Genomic DNA, 20,478 nt, shown 5'->3' on the forward strand with positions numbered 1-20,478 from the left:
GTATCTATTTTTTTTCAAACTCCTCATCAATTAATTTTATTTCTCTTCCTACAACGGTTGTAAGTTGCGAAGCCTTTTTCATTGCAAGAATTTGTGTTGGGTATATGCTTCTATTTCCAGTGATAAAAAAAGAAATGACACACGCCAAAGCTGCATAAGGCGCTATTGCTTCTCCAAACAATTCAATTCCCATGATACAAGCAGCAATGGGAGCATTGGTGGCTCCTCCTAAAACAGCGACTAAACCTATGGCTGCGAAAAGAGCAGGGTCATTCCCTGTTAACTGCCCTATTAAAGCACCAACGGTAGCTCCAACAAAAAACACTGGTGTCACTACACCTCCGCTTCCTCCAAAATTTAAGGTAACGGCAGTAATAATAATTTTTAAAATAAATAAATACCATACAATTTTTACTCCTGAAAATATGCCTGCTACTGTACCTGAACCCAATCCTAACGCTTCTGTTCCAAAAAGGGTTCCTATTAGAATAATAAGAGTTCCTCCAATTACCCCTTTTAATAAAAAATGAATTTTAATTCGTTTTGCTAATTTCTCAGTTTGGTTCATTATTTCAATAAAAAGAAACGCACACAAACCAAAAACAACGCCTGCTAGTGCAATTTTAAGGATAAAAAACTCGGTTATTCCTGCAGAAAAATCAATATTATATTGAGGCCTTGTTACTCCCATTAAGTTTGTAATATAAAATGCTGTGATACCCGCCACAAATGATGGCAATAATACATCATATAAAATAACCCCCACAAAAAGTACCTCAATGCCAAAAATAGCTCCTGAAATTGGGGTTCCAAAAATGGCTGCAAACCCAGCACTAATTCCGCAGATAACTAATTTTTTACGATCTTCATCACTAAATTTTAACAGGTCTGCCAAAAGCGATGCCAACCCTCCGCCCATTTGCGCACTTGGTCCTTCTTTACCAACAGAACCTCCTGAAAACAAGGTTAATAATGTGGTTATCAATTTTACAGGAATTACAGCTAATTTTATTCTTCCTGCTCGTTTATGAACTGCTTCAATAACCTTTTCTGTTCCATGTCCATCAGCGTCTGGTGCTAAATATTTTATAAGCACAATATTAATTATAAAAAAGACAGGTGCAATCCAATAGTATTTTGAAAAACTTTCAGAGTAAGCTGTGCCCCAATTTAACATTTTGATAAAAAGTGATACGACCAAACCAGAACATAGTCCAATAATTGTAGCTAGAACAAACCATCTTAATACATCATAAAATATTATTTTTTCTTCTTTTAAACGTCTAATCATTTAATTTGTTTTTAATAATTTAGAAACAATTCTTTTCTTTTATAAAATACATTTTTTTTATAAAGTTTCGTTTTAATAAATTATTTGGCAAGAATATTATTTTCTACCCCTGAACCAAAGCTAAAAATTAATTTGATGTATTGCAATTTCTTTTTACTTTCTTCAATAAAAAACATCAGCGAGATACTTATAGCTCAATTGTTTTTCTTTGATAACCTAAAGGGGTTTATCACACAACAAGGCTAATCTTAATTGTATAGAAATTACAGTATAACTGAGTGTATTGTAAAAAAAAGAGTAACCGTTTCTGACTACTCTTGTTATGTAGCGGGAATTGGGTTCATTTCTTTGTCTTATAATGAAATGGGTCGTTGGATAGTTTTACAAGCAAAACCAAATTGCTTTATGGACTAAAGAGCTTTAGAGTAGGCTCTACACTTTTACCCACAATAAAACCAGTTTCAATGAAACTGGTTTTATTAGTAGCGGGAATTGGACTCGAACCAATAACCTTCGGGTTATGAGTTTGACAAAAAAACCCAAAAACCATGCTATTTTGTTTAATTTTATATAAAATCGTGTACGTTTTCGTGTACTCTAATTATTAATTAATTTTAGTAAATTTAATAAACAGTTTTTGATTAAAGAACATTTTAAACTTTATTATAATATTTAACGACTTTTAGCTTAAAAATAAATTCAAATTTCGCCTTCACATATTCAGAAGCATTTCTTGTCATTTTAGATTTACTCTCTAAAAAAACAACATTAGTAATATTTCCTCTTTTATAGTTTTCTTGAACAATATTAAAAGCCTCTTTTTGTGTTAAATAAGCAATTTCTGAAGCTTTTAAGCTTGCTTTAGCTGTATTTAAATCATTTAATGCAATTATAATTTTGTTTCTTAATAAAAACTTGTTGTTTTTCAATTCTATTTCTGCAATCTTTAATTCTTCTTTACTTTTTTTATAATTTTCTCTTGTAGAAAATCTATTGAAAATTGGAATAGAGGCAGAAAATCCTAAATAATGAGTTCTATTACTATTTAATTGTGTCCAAAAACCATTATCTATCAACTGATTTGTTTGTTGATTTAATACCTCGTCTTTTCTTCCTTGAATATGATAATAATTACTCCCATATGAATAATTAAAATTGATACTTGGATAGAAATTAGACTTAGCCAATTGAATGTCTTTCTTTTTAAGTTCTAAAGAAAATTGTGCGGTTTTTATTGTTGGGTTATTTTCAATTATCAAGTTCGTAATATCATAAAACTCATTACTCTTTTGCTCAAAATTATCATCAATTAATTCATCTATATCAAAGTTCTCTATTTCATTAATTCCTAATAGTTCTTTTAATTCTATTAAACTTGTGTTTACTTTATTTTTTATAACAATTACTTCTTTTCTATCCGAAGCTAATGTTGCTTCAATTTCCAGTAAATCTCGCTTACTAATTAAGATTTCCTCATACAACAGTTTCAACCTATCGAAATTATTTTTACTTATTACAACTTGATCTTCTGCAATTTTTAGCAATTCTTTTTGAAATAATACTTGTAAAAATTTATTTGTTACATTAAGCCTTAAATCAAATCGAATTTTATCAATCTCTGAAGCAGCTTTTAGCTTATTCAATTTAGATTTTTGTAACGTGTATTTATTTGAAAACCCTTTGAAAATAAGAGTTGAAGATGACAAACTAAAACTATTAGATCTACTTTCACTTTTACCAACTCCAGTAGATACATCGAAGGAATTTCCAAGTGAAAAATTCTGAGAAGCATTAAAACTTGCGTTTGGTAAATAATTCCCCTTCGCAATAACAACATCGCTATTTGAAATTTCAGATTGAATCTTTTGCTTTAACACATTTATATTATGTTCTTTAGCGTAAAGAATACAATCTTTTAATGACCATTTTTTTTGGGCAGAAACAGACAATACACTAAAAAAAACAACTGCTATACTTATACTATTTATAAATTTTTTCATTACCTACTTTTTACTAAATATATAATACATCAGTGGAATAAAATACAAACTAATAAAAGTACCAATAAGCAGACCTCCTATAACTGTTAATGCCAAGGGTTTTTGTAATTCCGCTCCTAAACCATCCATAAATAAAAAGGGCATTAATGCTAAAATAGTTGTTAGAGACGTCATTAAAATTGGTTTTAGACGCAATTTCCCACCTAACTTAATTGCTTCTTTAACCTTATGTCCTTTTTTCCTCAATAAATTGATTGTGTGGAGTTTTAAAATACTATCGTTAATTACTACTCCACTCATTACGACTATTCCAATAGCAGCCATTACGTTAATTGTCCCTCCGAAGAGCCAAAGAAGCAATAAAGCTCCACCTATATCAATTGGTATTTCTAATAAAATAATAATTGGTTGCCACAAAGATTCAAACTGAGCAGCCATTATCAAATACAATAACAAAACTGCGACTAAAACAACAATAAGTAACTCATTTCCTAGTGCTTTAAGTTCTAGAAAACTTCCATTAAAACTAATATTAAATTTTTCTTGATTACTAAAAGCATTTTGGATTTCATTTATTTTATCTTCCGTATTGCTATTTCCTAAAACAATAGGAAATGACAAATATTCTCCTTTTCTATCTGATTTAATCGTTTTATATTGGTTAACAGGATGAATTTTTATTAAATTTTTAATCGCGATTAACTGCCTGTCTTTGTTCTTAACAAACAAATGATTGATCATTTTTTCAAATGACAATCTATCATATTGCAATTTAATTGGAATAAATTTTTGAGAGGTCTTTAAATTATCTACAAAGTTCTGATTAAATGTAGTTTTTAACTCATTAATAACATCAGTATAAATCACATTATATAACAACACTTTTTCATTAAGTATTTCTATAAAGGCTGTTTTCTTCAAAGAAATAGAAATAATTGAGTGTCCATTTAATAGATTTTGTATTTCTCCCAAATCATTTTCTTTTGGCAACTCTAACGAGTTCTTTCTAGTAGTAATTTGAGCAATCAGTTTTTCTTTTTTACCTCCAAATAAGTATTCAAAAATATTTTTGGGTGGATTGATTTCAATTTTAGCTTTTGGAAATTTTTCAGATAAAGAATCCTTTATCTGTAATTCGATACTTTTCAGTTTTTCAATCGTGTTTGTTTGAATATAGATTGTTGCTTCTGAAAAACTTTTAGCATTTTCTTTCTGTAATAAATATTGTTGCTCTCCTGCTTGTGAAAAAACAGTTTTTACATCTTGATTTTCTGAAAATAATTGATTAATTCTTCGTTGATTCTCATGTACATGAATATTTTCGTTCCAATCTATTTGTACAATCGCTTCATTTTGATTTATGATTGGTAATTGTGAATAAGGCATCGATTTAAACAAAATAACAGCAATTGCTATACTTACAAATGCAATACAAAAAACCAACCACTTTCTTTCAAAGAAAAAATGGTATCCTTTTTCATACCATGAATCTATATGTTGAGTTTTAACATTGAGTTTTAACCATTTTTCAATCTTAAAATTTTTATTCTTCAATTGTTTATAAACAACCGGTATTAACACTATAGAAACCACCAATGAAGAACCCAAACCTATTGTTATGGCTATTGCTTGATCATAAAATAAAGCACCCGTAATTCCACTTAAAAACAATAATGGTAAAAACACCGAACACGTTGTCAGTACAGAACTTATTAATGGAGAAATAATCTCGTTTGTTCCTTCAATACAGGCTTTTGAAAGTGATAATCCAGATTCAATTTTTTGAGTAATATTATCTATTACTATAATAGCATTGTCAATCATCATTCCAACGCCTAAAATTAATCCAGATAAAGAAATTATATTAATTGACAAACCAAACAAGAACATCAATAACATGCTTATTATTAAAGATACGGGTATGCTTATCGCAATAATTAATGGCGATTTTATATCTTTTAAAAAGAAAAACATAATTAAAATTGCCAACAAACTTCCTATCCACAAACTAGATTTTAAATTATCTATAGAAAGTTTTAACAACTTTGTTTGATCTTGATTTGATGTAAATTTTAAATTAGGGTAATCTGTAACAAAAGAAGTGGTTAATTGATCTAACGCTTCTTTTAACTCATAAACTCTTGCATCTGCTTGCTTTATAATAGACAAGACAATTGCTCTTTTACCATTTGAATATACTAAGCCCCTATCTTCTTCTGCAGATAATTTTACTGAAGCCAAATCTTTAAGTTGAAATAATTTATCATGAATTTTAAGATAAATCTCTTCTAAATCTTCTTTACTTTTTAAAGGGTTTGCAAACTTAAAATTGTATTGATAAATTCCGTTTTGAACCAATAAATTACCAAGCTCAAAGTTGTTTTGTTTTATGGCGTTAATTAATTCATTATTAGAAATCCCTAAACTCTGTAGAATTTCTTTTTTAGGGCTAACTAAAATTTCTGGCTTACTTAAACCGCTAATATCTGCCAATGCAATATCTGGTAATTGCTCTATTCGCTTTTTTAATACAGTCTCTGTAAACTCACTTAATTCTAAAAAGCCTTCATCTGTAAAATCTTCTTTTAAAGCTACGGTTAAATTTAAAATAGGAATGTCTGTAGCCGATGCTTTAATTACTTTAGGTCTATCAAGATCTCTTGGCAAATAATTTAAAGATGCATCTACTTTTTCATTGGTTTCTATAAAAGCATAATTGGTATTGGTTCCATATTCAAATTGTAAACGCAAAGTTGCAAAACCATCTCTAGTTTCAGAAGTAATTTCTTTTAGATTTCCTACTTGTAATAATTGATTCCTCAATGAGCGAACTACATTGGTTTCTAACTCTCTTGCTGTATTATTAGGATAACTTAATTGAACCGTTATTTCTGGAATAGGAATATCGGGCATTAAAGAAGTAGGTATTTTACCAGATGCAACAATGCCTAGCAAAATAAAAGCTAAGGTTGCCATAAAAACAGCAACCGGTCTATTGATTAGAAACTTAACCATTTTTACTTGTTTTGCTTCTTATTAATAAAAGCTGCATTCACCTTTGCATCATGAGAAAGGTTCATATTCCCTGATACAATAATGGTGTCTGTCTTTTTTAAGTTTTCTCCTTTTTTAATGGCATAATGTGTACTGTTTTCATACAGTTCTGTTACGTAATTCCATTTTGCCAAGCCGTTTTCGAGTGTAAAAACTACTTTTCTATTTGATCGTAATACTAATGCTTCTTTCGGAACAACAATAACATCTTTAATTGGTTTATTTATCAGTACTTTTACATGCATTCCATCAAATAAACTTAGATCTTTTGTATTGATACTCGCTTTAATTTCTATCAGCCCATTTTCATCTACTAAAGGATTTATCTGAGAAATAATTCCTTTAAAAGTTTTCTCTACATTAGAAAATGACTGCAATGTTATTTTTTGCCCTTTTTTCACAAAAGAATATTCACTTTCTAGTATAGAAAAAACAACTTCTAATTTAGTTGGGTTTATAATAGTACAGAAGACCTCAGATGCTGAAACATAAAAACCTTCTTTTACTTTTACATTGGCAATTACTCCATCAAAAGGTGCTTTTAAAATAGTTTGCTTGTATAAAAGTTGCGCATTAGCTAATGCATTTTCGGCCTCAAAATAGCCGCTTTTAATTTTTAAAGATTTTAAAACAGCTGGCTTCATATCCTTTTCTGAGACATTTGCCAAACCATAATTAATTTTCTCTTCTATAAATTTATTTTTTGCTTTTGCTACATCTATTGTAGCTTTTTCTAAATTGTTCGCTAATAAACTATTTTCTAAACTAGCAATTTCTTGACCTTTAGTCACCAAATCTCCATTAGATACATTAAGCCTTACCAATTGCTCATTGGTTTTAAAACGCAACTCACTTTTTTGTACAGCTTCTACTATACCATTGGCAATTAACTGTATTTGAAAAGGTTGGTTTTGTATTGTAATAGTGCTAACATTAACACCATTACTAATTGATGTAGCGGTAAGAATATCATCTTCTGCTTGCTTCTTCTTTTCTTTTTGACAAGAAAATAGCAATACAACTATGAAAATATAAAGGGAGATTTTTTTCATAAGCTTTTTTCAAATATAAAAAAATTTATTCAACCACAGTACCTCTCATAATTAATAAAGGAACAATATCTGTATCTTTTATATATATAGAAACAGTTTGCTCAAAAAAACCCAATTTATGATTATCATATGTTACGTTCAGAACATAAGTTTCACCTTGCAATATTGGCTCAGAAGACCAATCAGGAATTGTACAATGACAATCACTTAATACATTTTTTATTATAATGTCTTTTTTTCCTGTGTTTTTAATTCGAAAAACAGCTTCTGATTTATCATTTTTCTTCACCTTACCTATATTAATCATATCTTTTTCTACAGTAAAGGTGATTTTACTATTATTTTCTAAGATAATAAAAAGTCCTAAAGAAAAAATTCCTAATGCAATAATTAAGATTAATAACCTATTTCTCATCTAAATTCAATTTATAAATTAACAAATATTGATTTGATTCATCTTTCTTTTCTGATAATATTTTGTGAAATTCTTTATTTAATTTCTTTATTTCACTTTCAAATCCTTTAAAATATTTCTTTATAGGATTATAATATTGAGGGTTAAAAACTGAATAAAATAAATTTCTTTCAGATAAACCGACAACATTATCAAAAACCCTTAAAATTCCATCATTATTAAATGAATCACTTGTATATAATAATTCATTCTTTATATTGTAAAACCCCTTTTTCTCTTTATTCTTATCTGTAAAATCAAAAAGAAAAATATTTTCATTTTCAAAATATGAATTTCCTAAATATGAAAGATTCATTTTTTTTGTTTCCCTACTAAATTTGAATAATTCAAATTTTTTATCTTCACTCCATGTTTTGTTTACGAATTCCACCTGGTATTTAACGTAAGCTTTTAAATTAACATCAAGTTCATAAATTTTTGAAGATGCTACTTGTGTATAAAAAGTTTTATCATTAATACTTTTTATGCCTCCAGAGAAATTAAATGCCATTTGATCAATACCTTCTGGATAGTCAAATTTTTTATCAACAATCTTTCCGTTTAAATTTGTAAAAATCAAATCTTTATTATAATTACTAGCATAACTTGTATACATTACATAAGTATCATCATTTATTAACCCAATTCTCTTTGGATAAAAATTTGAGAATCTTGCTTTTTTTATGTATTCTCCTTTTGTATTAAATATAAAGTACCCTATATTATTGCTTGACAATAACGTTACAGTCTTTTTCTTTTTATTGATAACAAAATCACTAATATTCTTATATTCTCCAGGTCCATTCCCTCTTTTTCCAATTTTTCTTACATAATTTCCCTTTAAATCGAAAACTAAAAGATTTGACTTACTTTTATCTAAAACAAAATATTCACTATCAAGATATTCTATTTTATCTACTTTATTTATAAAATCAATAGAATTCATTCCTTTAAGTTCTATAAACCTAAAACTTGAAACATATTTCCTAAACGAATCTTTAGTTCGTTTTTGTTTACTTATATCAAGAATTTTAGAAGGTTTATTTAATAAAACATCTTTTTCTTTACAACTAATAATCAAAATAAAGAATAAACAAAAAATTATTTTTTTCATTTTTTTTAAATTTTAAAAATAGAGGAACTGAATCAGTTCCTCTAAATGTTAATTAACAGAAATTAATATTACAGCCTGTACCACCAGTGTCACATTTAGTTGCCTGACCTGTGTATTCACCTGCTTCATTGTAACATTTTTCTGCAGTTGGAAGGTTTTCCTCTCTTTCGATTGCTTCTGAACTATCTATTGTTAAAACAATAGAAAACATAAAAAGCAATGCGCCAAATCCTAAAATTAATTTTCTTTTTTTCATTATTATACGTTTTAAAATTATTATATCACTATCTTAACAGAACCTGTCAATACATGCTCCTTCACCAGGACCACAATCATTAGCATAGCCAACAACTTGACCTGTAGCTTTAATTACACATTTAGTATCAACAACTACGCCGAAATCCTCATTTACATTTGCTTCAGCTGTAGTAGGATTAAAACTTAATAACCCAACTAACATAAACGTAGCGCCTAATAATGCGCCAAAAATCTTTTTTCTCATTTTAATAGATTTTACAATCTACATTTTTATGTAGATCTAGTTAAACATTAACACACTCAAAACTATTTTGATTATGCTTTTAATAATTGTAAAAAAGAATGTGCGCAATTTTTAAAACATTCTTTTTCTTTTTTTTGCTAGCAATTTTTAAATATAAGTGATCTGCTTCTATTTAAAAATAGTGTAAACCTAGAAAATTATTTCTACTTTTTAGCATTAATTACGTTAAGTAAGTCGACATTTATAAATATCGTGTGTTAAATAAATGCTTACTTTACCTAATGAATCCTTTAATCTAAAATCTATTAGTTTTCAATCACTAATAATATATATTAAGAATTAACTGTTCTCCAAAAAGTTGATTTTGCTTTATAGTTGTGGTAACATTAAGACCTTTACTAACAGATGTAGAAGTAAGAGTACTGTCTTCTATTTGCTCCTTTTTTTCTTGTTGACAAGAAAAGAGCAATACAGATGTGAAAATATAAAGGGAGATCTTTTTCATTAGCTTTTTTCAAATATACAGATTAACTGTTGTGTTACAAAATTTACTCTAAAACCATTCCTTCAATTCGTAAAACATCTAGTTTAATTTGACTATTTGAAGTGACATATATGCTTTTAATGAACTTTCCTGTTTCTTTTGAATCATAAGTTACTAAAATACTATCTTTCATGCTTGGAGCCAATTCTTTCCTTGACCAAACAGGAATTGTACAACCGCAAGTACTAACTATATTTTTTATTTTTAGAGGGTGTTGACCTGTGTTCTTATAGACAAAATAGATAGAAGCTTCAATGTTTTTTCTTATTTTAAAAAAATTATGTTTTTTAAAATCATACGATATACTAGTCTTTTTCATATTTTCTTTTTCCTTTCCTTTCCTGAAATAATTTGAAATAAGAAAGGATATAATAAATATTATTATTAAATAACTAATTTTTTTAAATTTCATTTTCTTAAATTTTAATATAATCATGAAATACTATACTCATTCTTTACTTTTCGCTTTTCTAATGTTAAAAATTATATTGTCCAAAAACTAGCACATCTAGATTTTTAGCTTTAGCTTTTTTTAACTCAACATTTAATTTACTATCATCTTCAATTTCAGATAATAATTCGAAAGGAAGAAGATAAACAAAACTATTTTCATCAAGTAAATCTCCAAAAAAGAAAAGACCATCTAAGGATAAATTGGTAAAAACATCATCTTTGATTTCTTGATAACTTATAACATCTCCTGTCTTAAAATTAAATAATGTACTAATAAAAAAACCTTCTTTTTCAAATATAAAACTCAAATAATTTGTATTTGATTTAAAGTCAAAATGCCTAAAAGCATAAGATTTTTTTCTTGTTTTACTCAAAAAATCAAATGCATTTTTAAAAGTAGAGGTTTCATAAAAATCATTCGGAAGTCCTGAGTTTGCATAATTAATATAAAATTTATTTTTGATTCCATTCTTTAACGAATACTCATAAATATAATTCTTAGTACTGTCCCATAAATAAAAATAATCTAATGAGCTTGTTTTCAATATATGGTTAGATGTTAAAAAATTAAAATAGCCAGTTGTATTTTTATCAATTGGTAATAAGTCATCTATTATTTCATTATTTTTACTATTGTAGACAACAAATAAACCTTTATTATTTTCAGCAATAGTATGCCCCATATATAAAATAAAAGTGTTATGATTAATTATCTCAAAAGATTGGCAATAAAAATTTAAATTAATCGAAGACTTTAAGTTTAAGTTTCCATCTAGTATATATATTTTAAAAACTTCTCTATCTAATACATAAATCACTCCATCAAACACCTTCATTTCATTCATCCCTTTGAGGGGGCTAATAACTTCTTCGCTTTCAACACTTAATTGTTTAATTATATTACCGTTAGAATCTATTACAGAAATCATTGATGGGGATTGAACAATCAAATTATTATTTAATTTTTGAACTCTTTTTACTTTACCTATCATTTGAAAATCATGGTTTTTTATAACCATAATCCTTTGATTTTCTGAAATCTGTGAAAGATTTATTGTTTTTTTAACGCCTTTAAGAACTTCTATAGTTGGTGTTATAGAGTTGTCTTTTTTACAATTAGTAAAAACAGACATTATTAATATAAGAATAAATATATTTTTCATTTTTTTAGATAAGAGGTTATAACTTGATAGTTTATGTTAGTATAAGGGTATACTTTACATGTGTTAATAAGTTTTGGCAAAGATGATTCTAAACTTGAATTTATATAGAATATCTTGTTAACAAAGATTATTTGGATATTGGATTTGTAAAAAAATCATAGCAAATACAAAACCTACTACCCAAATAATCTTAATAATAATAATAATTAAAATGGACAAGTAGCAGCCCCACAATCAGAAGCAAAATCGCCTTTACAGCAATATTTTGTGCCTTCAGCATTTCCATACAATTCTCCCTTACCTGGATCAATTTCTGAAGCTCTAGCATTTTGAGGAACAAAACTGAATCCAACACCTAACATCATAGAGAATGCTAACCCTATAGTAAACAAATTTTTCTTTAAGTTTTTCATTTTAATAAATTTTACAATCTACATTTTTGTGTAGATCTAGTTAAACAATACAAACTCAAAACTATTTTGAGTATGTTTTTAATAAATTGTAAAAAAGAATGTGCGCAATTTTTAAAACATTCTTTCTTTTTTTGCTAGCAATTCTTAAATACAAGTGATCTGCTTCTATTTAAAAACAGCGTAAACCTAAAAAATTATTTCTCAGTATTTAGTATAAATTCTTCTAAGTAAGTCGATATTTATAAATATCATGTGTTAAATTGATTATTCACTTTAATAATATTTATTTATAATATTATAATATTTTTGGTAGTCACCACTTGATTCAATCTCATGTATTGTTATCTTTTTTTCAATCTCTATAAAAAGAGGCTTATAATAGTTATCGCTTTTAACTAATAAACCAGTTTTAATAAAGTCATCAAGTTCTTTATTTTTTACTTTTATTTTTGCTTTTAACTCCTCTAGTGTATCTTTATCTAACATTGTAAGTACTTTTGATTCTAAAAAAAGTAAAATGATTTTTTCTGTTGTATTTTTTTCATTTAAATAACCAATAATTCTATTCACGCAAAATGAACAGGAATTATTTGGCAATATAATTACCAATGAAGGTTTAGTTACTGTTATCTCATTCTCTTTCAGAAAATTAAGTACAGTTTCTTCCTTGTTTGATGTAACACTACACGAAAACATAAGTAAAGAGAGTAATATTACTATATATCTTTTAATCATAACTTACTTGTATAAATTTCAGCATATCCTCATTTTCCTTAACATCTATATACTGAGACTTGAGAGACAAAAACAATCCCTTTTCTGTAATAAAACAGAAATAACCACTTACTTCTTTTGGTAAATCTACCTCTCCAATATATTTGAAATCATAATCTAAAACTATCATTGACATTTTCATGTCAGACATTTTAATCTTATCATATTCAGCTGTTAAAGGAAGGTGATATGCGAACCTATAATATCTTTTATTATAGGTGTCATCTAACAAATAAGTATAATAACCATTCTTATAATAGTTTAACTTTGCTCTTACTGAGTTTTCAGTACCTGGTTTTAAACTTGGAATTTCATTTAAATATTTACTTTTTGCTAAATACTTATTATTATAATTTCCATTTATATCACTAGAATAAATATATTGTGACTTATTAAAGCTAGAGTAGATTGAGTCGTTTTTAACTATAAAAGACACATTTAATAATTCTTTTTTCCATGATTTATTTAAATATTCTTCAGGGTAATTTAAAATTTTCTGAAATTTTTCAGTAACTAAATCTAACTTTAATAATAATCTAGCATTTGAAGTAAAATCATTATTACTTTTTAAAAACTCTGTTCCAGGAAAAAACACACTCTTTTTATAAGAAACCGCTTTGCGAGTAGTAAACAGATTTAAATTATAATCTTCTGGTGTGTTATATTTTTTAATTAAATTCTCTTTATTAAACAGAAATAATTTGTGTTTATAACTACTTGCTATAAATAATGAGTCTTGGTTATAAAAATGAAACCCTGTTCCAATACCGATTCCTTTAGGACCTACTCTTTCAAACTTTAACTTAGCTCTCCAAGTATTATCAACTGTATTATATTGGTAAATTTCTGACAACGGAAAATCAGAATTATTAAAAAAATCATCAACATTATTATATGACCAATAAACTTCTTGAATACTTGTACCAACTGGTATTTTAATGTTTAAAGTATCAATTATTTTAAAGTTTAATTCTTTATGATTAAAATGTTTCTCTTTTTTACAAGAAGAGAGTATAAAGGCTAATAAACATAATATTGATAAAATTCTATATTTCTTCATCTTATAAAAAATTAAAAGCGGTAGAAAAAATTAATAACTCTACCGCTGAATTATATTACTTAAAATCTCAATTTACGAATGAGAGATTTATAATTATTTAGAAATCATAAGAGTCCTAGGCCCATCTCCTTCCATACAATCTGTACCAGAACCATCACAAACCCAGATTGTATGAGATTGTGTTTCAAATTCAGAAAACACATAAATTGGTTCTCCTTGTGATACATTTGCATTAGCTATATTTGGAATAAAGCTAAACGCTGCTACGATTAAAAGCGGTGCGCCTAATAAAGCGCCAAAAATCTTTTTTTTCATTTTAATAAATTTTACAATCTACCTTTTTGTGTAGATCTAGTTAAACAATAGCATACTCAAAACTATTTTGAGGATGCTTTTCATTAATTGTAAAAAAGAATGGCATGCAATTTTTAAAACATTCTTTTTTTTGCTAGCAATTTTTAAATACAAGTGATCTGCTTATTTTTAAAAACATGGTAAACCTAAAAAATTATTTCTCAGTTTTAGCATAAATTTATCTGAGTAAGTCGATATTTATAAATATCGAGTACTAAAGCACTTGTTTATATTGATAATAGAACAAAGCTGTTTTTTTTCTGAAAAGGAAGTAGTAAGTTCGTGTATTATTAAATTGGCTGTAAAAAAATGAAATTCTCCCCTTTTAAGGTTTTTATCCTATTTATTGTACTTAGTTTTTTAGGGCTTAGTATTGTTTCTAAGCTATCTGTTCGTTTAAACCCCAGTGCTACGCTGCCAAGTATTACAGTGAGTTACAGCTGGTCAAGTGCATCTCCATATAGTTTAGAAAAAGAAATTACTGCAAAATTAGAAGGTAGTTTTGGTATTATTAAAGGGGTTACCAATATCAACTCCAAGTCTTCTAAAGGAAATGGATACATTACGTTAGAATTTGATAAGTTTACGAACATTAGTGCCGCACGATTTGAAGTTGCTACTAAAATTCGTCAATTATATAAAAAATTACCAGAAAAGGCGAGTTATCCAACAATTAGTGTAAACTCTCCTGAAGATAGTGAGAATGAGCGTGCGTTCTTGTCGTATAGTATTAACGCTCCTTATACTTCATTTGCAATTCAAGAGACCGTAAAAAACAGTATTGAGCCTCAAATTAGCACATTGGTTGGAGTTGATAAGATTAACACATATGGAGCTAAGCCAAAAGAATATGTTATTTCGTACGAAAATTCACAATTGCAGAAATTATTTATTAGCAAGAATGAAATTATTACTGCCATACAACAACAATTCTCTAAAGAAAGTTTAGGCGAAATTAATTATCAAAGTGCTTTTATCACATTGTCATTAAGTGCTGCTACAAAACTAAGCTGGCATATCCCTATAAAAAAAGTTAAGAATAGAATTGTGTATTTAGATGACATTGCCACCATTGAAATTACAGAGCAAGAAGCTTCAAATTACTACAGAGTTAATGGAAAAAATGCCATTACTTTTTCTGTATATGCAACTAAAAATGCCAATACTATTGTTTTAGCAAAACAAGTAGCAAAAAAGCTACAGGAAATTAAATTACTAATACCTAAAGACTATACAATAACAGAAACTTATAATGCTACTGAGTATTTAGAAAAAGAACTGAGTAAAATTTACGAACGTGCTAGTTATACCGTAATAATTCTTTTACTTTTTATTTTATTAGTAAGTAAGAGTATTCGTTATTTAACCATTACTGTGCTTAGTTTAATTGCCAATTTAAGTATTGCTTTCTTATGCTATTACCTTTTAGAGGTAGAGATTCAGTTATACTCTTTAGCTGGTATTACAATTTCTTTAGGGTTGATTATTGATAATAGTATTGTTATGATTGACCACATAAAAAAATTAGGAAATACAAATGTAATTATTCCTATTCTAGCTTCTACATTGACTACTGTTGGTGCGCTGTCAATTATTTATTTTTTAGATGACAAATACAAAGTAAATTTGATTGATTTTGCATTGGTAATTATTATCAATCTTTCAGTTTCTTTACTAGTTGCGTTGTTTTTAATCCCTGCATTGTTAAAGAAAATTCCTTTAAAAGAAACAAAGCCTAAAAAATGGGGAATCGTTTTACAAGAAAAATTCTATACAACTTACTCAAGCATTCTTTCCTTTTTAATTCGTTTTAAAAAATCATCGATCACAATTATTATTTTAGGTTTTGGAATTCCTTTTTTTCTACTTCCACAAAAAATGGAGAAAAACAACACCTTTTTTGAAAAAACATACAATACAACCTTAGGAAATGAGTGGTATCGAGAAAATGTAAGACCATATTTAGACACCTATTTAGGTGGAAGTTTTAGATTGTTTAATGCTTATGTTTTTGGCGATGCATATTATGGCAGAAATGAAGAGACTAAATTATATGTAACTGCATCTATGGAAAAAGGTGCAACAGTGCATCAAATGAATGAAGCATTTTTAGTAATAGAAAATTATTTGAATCAATTTTCTGAAATAAAACAATTTATAAGTTCTATAAATAGTGGTAATTATGCACGAATGGAAATTGCATTTAAAGAGGAATTCAAAGAATCTTCTTTTCCATTTGTTTTAAAAGCTAGATTGGTTAGAAAGGCATTAGATTTAGGAGGAATTGATTGGCGTGTGTATGGTGTTGGAAACGGTTTTAGTAATGGAGGAGGTTCAAATGATCCTATTAATTTTTCTGTAGAAGCCAAAGGTTATAATTATAATAATTTAAACGCTTGGGCAGATACTTTAAAAGTAGCTTTAGAGAAACATCCAAGGATTCAAAATGTTTTAGTAAAAGAGAATACCTATTACACGAGAAAGCCTTCCTATGAATATCAATTCACATTAGATAAAGAAAAATTAGCAATGGCTAATAGCAATCCATCAAAAGTTTTTAATGAGTTAAAAGAGTTAACGCTTTCAAAAAGCGCTAGTATTTCATTAAATATTGATGGAACATATATGCCAATTCGTTTTGTTTCTAACAATTCTAACAACTATGATATTTGGGCAATCAAGCAGACACCTATTGACAGCATAAACAACCCAATCATATTAAATGATATTGCTGAAGTAACACAACTAAGAGAAGAAGAAAATATTTACAAAGAAAATCAAGAGTATATACGATTGGTACAATTTCAATATACAGGATCTGCAAAATTTGGTGCAAAATTTTTAGATGAAAAATTAAAAGAATTACACGTTAAGTTACCTTTAGGCTATCAGTTTGAAAAAGCAGGTAATAGATGGTTTTTAAGCGACGATAAAAACAATAATTATTTATTTTTATTAACTCTAGTCTTAGTAATCATTTACTTTATTTGTGCGATTTTATTTGAAAGTTTTAAACAACCATTTATTATATTAAGTGTAATTCCGATTTCGTTTATAGGTGTCTTTTTAACATTTTATTTGTTTGATTTTAATTTCGACCAAGGAGGTTTAGCCAGTTTTGTATTGTTAAGTGGAATTACGGTAAATGCTTCAATCTTTATTATAAATGGATTTAATAAACTAAAAAAAGAACATCCAAATCAAAATTATTCAGCACTTTATTTAGAAGCTTTTAAGCAAAAGATATTTCCAATTATCTTAACCATAGTTTCTACAATTTTAGGTTTTATCCCTTTTGTAAAAGACGGACAGAATGAAGTGTTTTGGTTTGCATTAGGTGCAGGAACTATTGGCGGGTTGCTATTTTCTTTATTAGGGATTTTATTTTATTTACCCATTTTTACTTTAAAAAAGAATTTATTTGGGATTACCCTAATTGCTGTAATAGCGATTGGGTCTTCATTTGGTTTTAGCATCCAAAATGCTAACGCTAACGCTTCAGAAACTGACACATATTGTTATTCAGAACAAGTAGTTAAAATTGGTGCGGGATACTGGAAATGTCAACCTTCCGCTCCTTGTGTTTGGATAGAAAACAGGAAAGGTAAAGGCACACAGTCTTTATGTACTTCTTAAAAGTAATTTTACCCAATGGATATTAACTTCTCCATTGGGTTTTTATATAATATAGCTTTATGAAAAAAATTTTAAAAATTTCTATTATACTACTTCTTTTTTCTTGTAAAGAAAGAGTTAATAATCAACAACAGACTAAAGTTACATCTTTTGAAAAAGTTGTTGATTTAAAAGGCGAAACCATTCTTAAAGGTAATTTTTCAGATTTGATTGGGATCAATGTTATTGATACCCTATTAATGTTTAAAAAAATTTCAAAAGAAACAGTTTATGAAATCTACAATATAAACTCTTTAAAATATTTAGGAGATTTAGGAGTGAGAGGAGACAAACCAAATGCTTGGTTACATCCTGTTTATTCTGGACAATATAGTAAGTCCGAAAAAGATATTAGTTTGTGGGTAAATGATGGTATTAAAGGTCAAATGTCATTAGTTAATATTACAGAAGTATTAAAGAAAAAGGATCCAACTCCTATTTTAAAGAAAATAATAAATGTACATCCAAAAGCATATCTTCAACAGCATGCTTTGTTTATTAATGACTCTGTTTTAATAGGTGATTCAGGCTATACAGACCCAAAAAGAACAAGAGTTAAATCATTTAACTTTAATTCAAATGAAATTATAAATAGCTCAGGTCTTTTTCCTGAAGTAAAAAACAGAAACAAGCTAAATTCTACAGATTTATTTTATCTATACCTCAATAATATCAAATTAAAAAATAATTACATCGTAAGTGCAATGAGCTCATTAGATAGGATAGACATTTTTGATTTGGATTTAAATTTAACTAAAACTATTATTGGAAAAGATTCTCCAGAATTTCTTGACGAGAAAACCCTAATCAAAGACGATGATAATACAGGCGGTACATTTATCTACAACAAAGAATTTTTCTTAAGTGAAAAATATATTTTTACATTATATATAAATTCTCTTGAAAGTGATTTCTATGAAAAATCTAGCCCTGTAGAAATTAGAGTATACGATTGGAATGGAAACGGAAAATTTAAGCTAAAAATACCTGATCATCTTTCTTCATTTTCTATTGACTTAAAAAATAAATGGATTTATGGCTTGGACAAGTTAAATGAAAAAATATTAAGATACAACATAAATAATTTTTTAAATGAGTAGGAATAAAATTACCATATTAGTAATCATCTTTTTAGCTACAATAATTTTTGGCTATTATTTTTCAAAAATGAATAATAATACCTCTCAAATTTTTACGTTTAAAACCAACATAAGTTTTAATTCAGATCTTAATAATTTTGGAGAGATAAAACAAGATTCAAAAGCTAATTATTATTTTGTATATGAAAATATTGGAGCAAAAAACTTTATAATCAATGATGTAAAAAGCAGTTGTGGGTGTACAATTCCAATATGGTCAAAAAAAGAATTGCTCCCAGGTAATAAAGATAGTATTCTTGTCAGTTATAACACTTCAAAACCTGGTTATTTCTCAAAAGAAGTTTTAATATTTTCTAACAGTGTAAATAGCCCAAGTACACTTTATGTTAAAGGAACTGTTATCCCGAAAAAAAACTAGTTGAAAGCTCTTTTTTTAGAAAACACTTTAATCATTTTACCTTGAATGTATGATTCTGGAACAAAACCAAAACTTCTAGAGTCTAAAGAATTGTGTCTGTTATCTCCAAGCATAAAATAATAGTTATTCTTAAAGTGGTATGTAATTGTTTCGTTATTTTTTAAATTAATTGTATCTCCTTCAAACTTATAGATAAGTACTTTATAAAAAAAGATGTTTTCTATGGATAACTGAATTGACATTCCTTTTTTAGGAATCACAATTTCTCCATAATTATCTCTAGTCCAAACTTCTTGTTTTTCTATTGGAAATAATGGGTAATTGAAGTTAGGTTTTTCATAAATATTTCTTTGATACTTGCTTTTTTCTAATGAAGATAGCTCTAAAAATTCTTGATTAGAAAACTCCTTAAAAACACGAACTCTATTTTTGTTTTTCCAAACATATTTGTGTGTGTATGTTTTCTTCTCTTGTAATACCTTTCCATTAATAAAAACTTTTGAGTCTATTATTTTAAAAGTATCTCCTGGCATTCCAATAATACGTTTTATTAAAAGTTTATCAGAATCACCTACAGCCTTAAAAACTACAATATCTTCCCTTATAAATTTCTTAAAAGAAGGTAATTCTTTATACAAATTATATTCTTTTTGAGGTTGCTTAAATAAAGATCCAATAACAGGAGTATTTCTAAAATGGTTGGGCACTTTAACACCATAGCTAATTTTATTAACTAATACATAATTACTAGGAAACAGCGTTCTTTCCATCGAACTTGATGGAACAAAATAAATATCGAATAAAAACGTACGTAATAATATTGCTATTAGAATAGGAAGAGAAATTATATAAAAATATTTTATAATTATAAATACCCTTTTTCTAAGTTTATTCTTAAGAGTTATAGCAATAGAGTTCGTAGAAAAACTATCTAGAATGATAAACAATAATACAGAAAAAAAAAATAATTTTGACCAAATAAAAAATAGCACGACAAATATGCTATTTATAACAAAAAAACTATTTTTTATTTTTCTTTTCATAAGGACAAATGTAC

General features: G+C 27.3%; 18 protein-coding genes. 3 read left to right on the forward strand and 15 right to left on the reverse strand.

Annotation, left to right across the window (positions count from 1 at the left end; all coding sequences use genetic code 11):
- Positions 1-4: 4 nt before the first annotated feature.
- The 14 genes from KCTC32516_RS01930 to KCTC32516_RS01995 form a co-directional block, all read right to left on the reverse strand.
- Entirely contained in the window at positions 5-1,291 is a 1,287-nt protein-coding gene (locus KCTC32516_RS01930; protein ID WP_301401658.1) for a chloride channel protein, read from the reverse strand.
- 653 nt (positions 1,292-1,944) lie between these two features.
- Positions 1,945-3,291 (reverse strand): TolC family protein, encoded by a 1,347-nt coding sequence (locus KCTC32516_RS01935; RefSeq protein WP_301401659.1) that lies wholly within the window; start codon positions 3,289-3,291, stop codon positions 1,945-1,947.
- A gap of 3 nt (positions 3,292-3,294) precedes the next feature.
- On the reverse strand, positions 3,295-6,306 hold the full coding sequence (locus KCTC32516_RS01940; RefSeq protein WP_301401660.1) for an efflux RND transporter permease subunit: 3,012 nt from the start codon (positions 6,304-6,306) through the stop codon (positions 3,295-3,297).
- A gap of 2 nt (positions 6,307-6,308) precedes the next feature.
- Entirely contained in the window at positions 6,309-7,397 is a 1,089-nt protein-coding gene (locus KCTC32516_RS01945; protein ID WP_301401661.1) for an efflux RND transporter periplasmic adaptor subunit, read from the reverse strand.
- A gap of 25 nt (positions 7,398-7,422) precedes the next feature.
- Positions 7,423-7,812, reverse strand: a complete 390-nt coding sequence (locus KCTC32516_RS01950; protein ID WP_301401662.1) for a DUF1573 domain-containing protein — start codon at positions 7,810-7,812, stop codon at positions 7,423-7,425.
- Positions 7,802-8,965: a DUF4934 domain-containing protein gene (locus tag KCTC32516_RS01955; protein WP_301401663.1), complete on the reverse strand. Its 1,164-nt coding sequence runs from the start codon at positions 8,963-8,965 to the stop codon at positions 7,802-7,804. The genes KCTC32516_RS01950 and KCTC32516_RS01955 overlap by 11 nt, the downstream gene beginning before the upstream one ends.
- Positions 8,966-9,017: 52 nt before the next feature.
- A complete protein-coding gene (locus tag KCTC32516_RS01960; protein ID WP_301401664.1) occupies positions 9,018-9,221 on the reverse strand; it encodes a hypothetical protein in 204 nt (67 codons plus the stop codon).
- A 33-nt stretch (positions 9,222-9,254) separates the two neighbouring features.
- The gene (locus KCTC32516_RS01965; RefSeq protein ID WP_301401665.1) at positions 9,255-9,467 is read right to left on the reverse strand and encodes a hypothetical protein; all 213 of its coding nucleotides are present in this window, start codon (positions 9,465-9,467) and stop codon (positions 9,255-9,257) included.
- 548 nt (positions 9,468-10,015) lie between these two features.
- Positions 10,016-10,423, reverse strand: coding sequence for a DUF1573 domain-containing protein (locus tag KCTC32516_RS01970; protein ID WP_301401666.1), 408 nt, complete (start codon positions 10,421-10,423; stop codon positions 10,016-10,018).
- A gap of 64 nt (positions 10,424-10,487) precedes the next feature.
- Entirely contained in the window at positions 10,488-11,627 is a 1,140-nt protein-coding gene (locus KCTC32516_RS01975; protein ID WP_301401667.1) for a hypothetical protein, read from the reverse strand.
- A 206-nt stretch (positions 11,628-11,833) separates the two neighbouring features.
- Positions 11,834-12,040 (reverse strand): hypothetical protein, encoded by a 207-nt coding sequence (locus KCTC32516_RS01980; protein ID WP_301401668.1) that lies wholly within the window; start codon positions 12,038-12,040, stop codon positions 11,834-11,836.
- A 273-nt stretch (positions 12,041-12,313) separates the two neighbouring features.
- Positions 12,314-12,775, reverse strand: coding sequence for a hypothetical protein (locus tag KCTC32516_RS01985; RefSeq protein ID WP_301401669.1), 462 nt, complete (start codon positions 12,773-12,775; stop codon positions 12,314-12,316).
- Positions 12,768-13,874 (reverse strand): DUF4221 family protein, encoded by a 1,107-nt coding sequence (locus KCTC32516_RS01990; protein ID WP_301401670.1) that lies wholly within the window; start codon positions 13,872-13,874, stop codon positions 12,768-12,770. The genes KCTC32516_RS01985 and KCTC32516_RS01990 overlap by 8 nt, the downstream gene beginning before the upstream one ends.
- A gap of 93 nt (positions 13,875-13,967) precedes the next feature.
- Positions 13,968-14,189 carry a hypothetical protein gene (locus KCTC32516_RS01995; protein ID WP_301401671.1) on the reverse strand — a complete coding sequence of 74 codons (222 nt, stop codon included), beginning with the start codon at positions 14,187-14,189 and terminating at the stop codon, positions 13,968-13,970.
- Positions 14,190-14,537: 348 nt separating this feature from the next.
- On the opposite strand from KCTC32516_RS01995, the gene KCTC32516_RS02000 reads away from it, so the two are divergent.
- The 3 genes from KCTC32516_RS02000 to KCTC32516_RS02010 all read left to right on the forward strand — a co-directional run bounded on the left by KCTC32516_RS02000 (position 14,538) and on the right by KCTC32516_RS02010 (position 19,421).
- On the forward strand, positions 14,538-17,864 hold the full coding sequence (locus KCTC32516_RS02000; RefSeq protein ID WP_301401672.1) for an efflux RND transporter permease subunit: 3,327 nt from the start codon (positions 14,538-14,540) through the stop codon (positions 17,862-17,864).
- A gap of 59 nt (positions 17,865-17,923) precedes the next feature.
- Complete coding sequence (locus tag KCTC32516_RS02005) at positions 17,924-19,003, forward strand: BF3164 family lipoprotein (RefSeq protein WP_301401673.1); 1,080 nt, start codon at positions 17,924-17,926, stop codon at positions 19,001-19,003.
- A gap of 67 nt (positions 19,004-19,070) precedes the next feature.
- Positions 19,071-19,421: a DUF1573 domain-containing protein gene (locus tag KCTC32516_RS02010; RefSeq protein WP_301401674.1), complete on the forward strand. Its 351-nt coding sequence runs from the start codon at positions 19,071-19,073 to the stop codon at positions 19,419-19,421.
- Here KCTC32516_RS02010 and lepB read toward each other — a convergent pair.
- Positions 19,418-20,464 carry a signal peptidase I gene (gene lepB, locus KCTC32516_RS02015; RefSeq protein WP_301401675.1) on the reverse strand — a complete coding sequence of 349 codons (1,047 nt, stop codon included), beginning with the start codon at positions 20,462-20,464 and terminating at the stop codon, positions 19,418-19,420. The two genes, KCTC32516_RS02010 and lepB, sit on opposite strands and share 4 nt — an antisense overlap.
- Positions 20,465-20,478 lie beyond the last annotated feature (14 nt).

The sequence above is a fragment of the Polaribacter huanghezhanensis genome, assembly GCF_030444335.1.
GTDB classification, from domain to species: Bacteria; Bacteroidota; Bacteroidia; order Flavobacteriales; family Flavobacteriaceae; genus Polaribacter; species Polaribacter huanghezhanensis.